This window comes from Polyangium sp. 15x6 (assembly GCF_029960785.1).
GTDB lineage: Bacteria > Myxococcota_A > Polyangia > Polyangiales > Polyangiaceae > Polyangium.
On record NZ_JASBQE010000225.1, the window covers coordinates 1 to 3,457 of the forward strand.

The 3,457-nt window shown below is 72.7% G+C and carries 1 protein-coding gene; it reads left to right on the forward strand.

Going from position 1 to position 3,457, the window contains the following annotated elements; genetic code table 11:
• Positions 1 to 3,457 (forward strand): hypothetical protein (locus tag QHF83_RS53015; RefSeq protein ID WP_282425831.1); only part of this gene is annotated, 3,457 nt, incomplete at both ends.

Here is a 3,457-nt window from a genome sequence, read left to right on the forward strand (position 1 = left end):
CAGCCGTCGCAGCCCCCGGCAGCCGCGCCCGCGGCGGCCGCCGCGCCCGAGCCGCGCGCGCCTTCGCCTTCGGTCGTCGCGATGCAGGCGCAGCCGGCGGTCCCGGCGGGCGACGTGCACGCGCTCCTGGAGGAGGCCTCGGCCGAGGCGCAGAAGGGACGGAAGCCGCAGGCGTACACGAAGTACCGCGAGGCGCTGAAGATCGATCCGGCGAACTCCGAGGCGCTCTCGTGGGTCGAGGAGTACCTGCGGCAGAAGCGCATGTTCGCGGATCTCCGCGACGTGCTGCTCGCGGCGTCGCGCGTGCCGACGGTCTCGACCGAGACGCGCAAGGCCCAGCTCCGCGACGTGGCCGGCATGTGCGAGTCGCAGCTCCGCGACATCGACACGGCGATCGCGGCGTGGAAGCAGCTCTGCCAGATCGATCGCGGCGACGAGCAGGCGCGGGATCAGCTCCGCAGGCTGCTCGAGCGCGCGACGAAGTGGGACGACCTCGCGACCGTGCTCGAGCAGGATGCGATGAGCACGCCCGATACGGAGCAGAAGCTCGCGATCGAGAAGAAGCTCGCGAGCCTGCACGAGTCGAAGCGCAAGGATCCCGTGGCCGCGGCCGAGGTGTGGACGCGGATCGCGTCGCTCATGCCCGAGGACGAGCAGGCCGTGAACACGGCCGTGAAGCTCTACGAGAAGGGCGAGCGCATCGATCTCGCGGCGCAGGCCATCGCGGACAACATGACCGGGTTCACGGACCCGAACACGCGCGCCGGGCTCCTGCAGAAGCTCGGCGAGCTGCGGCTGAAGCTGAACGATCCGGGCGCCGCGGGCGATGCGTTCGCCGAGGCCGCCGAGCTCGGCAAGCAAGCGAAGATCTGGGAGCAGGCCGAGAAGGCGTACACGGCCGCGGGTCGCATGTCCGACGCGGCGAACGCGATCGAGCAGCGCGCCGAGCTCACGGACGGCAAGCAGCAGGCGACGCTCCTCGCGCAGGCGGCGGATCTCCTGCTCAAGGCGGGCGACGCGCCGGGCGCGGTGATCCGGCTCGAGCGCGCCTCCGAGATCGATCCGACGAACGACGCGTACGTGCAGGCGCTCGAAGAGCAGTATCGCGCGGCCGAGCGGCTTTCGGATCTCGTGCACATGCTCCTCGGGCGCGCGGAAAAACTCTCCGATCGCGGCAAGCGCGTGGCCTCGCGTCGCGCGGCGGCCGAGGTGCAGCGCTCGCTCGGCGACAACGAGGGTGCGCGCGAGAGCCTGCTCCTCGTGCTGTCCGACGGCGACGACGAGGGCGCGCTCGCGGTGCTCGTGGAGGACGCGGCGCAGCGCGGCGATCACCAGGACTGTGTGGAGCTCCTGCGCCGGCTCGGCGCGATCACGAAGGCGCCGGCCGACAAGCTGAACCACGCGCTGCGCGAGGCGAGCATCCTGGCCGAGGGGCTCGACGACGTGGACGGCGCGATCGAGCGGTACGAGGGGATCCTGAAGACGCTCGATCCGAAGAGCCGCGTCGCGCTCGCCGCGATCGCGGATCTCGAAGAGCGACGGAATAACCCGCAAGGCGCGGCGGCGGCGCTCGAGCGCGAGGTCGCGCTGGCCGAGAACGATCAGAAGGTCGAGCTCGCGCAGCGCCTCGCGCAGATTTACGAGAACCGCCTCGCCGATCCGCGCGGCGCGATCCGGGCGCTCGAGATCGTGCACGCGGCCGACTCGGAGGACTTCGACGCGATCGGCCGGCTCGAGCGGCTCTGCGCCGAGGTCGAGGACTGGCCGCGCGTCGCGCACTTCCTGCAGATCCTCATCGAGGTCGAGGGCGACGAGGAGGAGATGTCGCGCATGACCCGCAGGGTCGCGGACATCCTCTTCGACAAACTCGGCCGCGGCGACGAGGCGCTCGCGGCGCTCGACAAGGTCGCCGAGACGGGCGACGAGCCGTGCCGGCGCGCGTACGTCGAGCTCGGCGACAAACTCGGGTGGAAGGGGCTCGTCGCGACGAAGCTCGTCTCGTGGAACGAGTCGGGCTCGGGCCCGGCGCGGAACGAGGCGCTGCGCGGCGCGTTCGAGCGGTTCATCGAGGTCGGCCGTGATGCCGACGCCGCGCGCGTGGCGATGGAGCTCGCGCGCTCGCGCGGCGCAGATCGTGCGCTCGCCGAGCAGCTCGAGCAGCTCTCGATCAAGCTGAAGGATCTCGACGCCCTCGGCGTCGCGCACGACCTGCTCGCGAAGGACGTCTCGGGCCCCGCGCGCGCGGCCGAGATGGTGCGTCAGGCCGAGGTGCAGATCGCCGCGTCCGTGCCGGCGAACGAGGCGATCCAGCACGGCGAAGGCGCGCTCGCCAGCGTCCCATCGGGCGAGGTCGAGCCCTTGCTCGCGCGGCTCGCGGCGCTCGCGCCGGACGTCGCGCAGGTGATCGACGTGTACGAGCGTCAGGTCGGGCGTTGCCGCCTGCCGGCGGATCGGCTCGCGGCGCTGGCGCGCGCGGCGCAGGTCGCGGCCGAGCGCGGCGCGAACGATCGCGCGCGTGGCTTCTTCGAGCTCGCGCTCAGCGCGGGCGTCCAGGAAGAGACGCTCGTCGCGCTCGAAGCCGCGGCCACCGCGGGCGACGAGCGCTCGGGTGGCACGGGGCTGCGCCGCATCCTGGCCGAGGCGCTCGCGGGCGGCGGTCAGGGTTCGCGTGACGGCGGACGCACGAAGAGCGCGCTCCTCCGGCGCGCCGCGACCATCGCGCACCGCGCGCTCGGCGACGTCGAGCGTGCCTTCAAGTGGCTCGGCGACGCGCTCGTCACGCACGTCGACGACGCCTCGCTCGACGCGCTCGAGGCGCTCGGCCGCGAGCTCAATGATCTGCCGCGCGTCGAGGCCACGCTCACGCGCGCGCTCGAAGAGGTCTTCGACGGCCCGCTCGTCCGCAAGCTCCTGCAGCGCCGCGCGCGCCTGCGCCGAGACGCGCTGAACGACAAGAAGGGCGCGGGCGTCGACTTCAAGAAGCTCCACGACCTGTCGCCTGCCGATCAGGACGTGATGAACGAGCTCTCGAACCTGCTCACCGAGCTCGGCGATCACCGCGGCATGATCCAGCTCTACGAGGATCAGATCCTCCGCGGCCGTGATCCCGCGATCCGCGCCGAGCTCGCGCGCAAGGTCGCGCGGCTGTGGGAGGAGGAGCTCGGCGACGTGCGCGAATCTGCCGATGCCTGGCGGCGCGTGCTGCGCATGAAGGCCGGAGACGCCGAGGCGACCCAGGGGCTCGAGCGCGCGAAGACCGGCAAACTCAAGCGTTCGTCGGGGCGTTCGTCGATGGCCTCGGTGCCGCCGACCGCGGCAGGGCCGTCCGCGCCGCCGCCTGCGTACGCAAGGGCATCCACGCCGCCGCCGCCGCCTGCGTACGCGAGGGCAACCGCGCCGCCGCCGCCGCCTGCGCACGCGGGGCCGTCCACGCCGCCGCCTGCTGCGGTCCCCACGC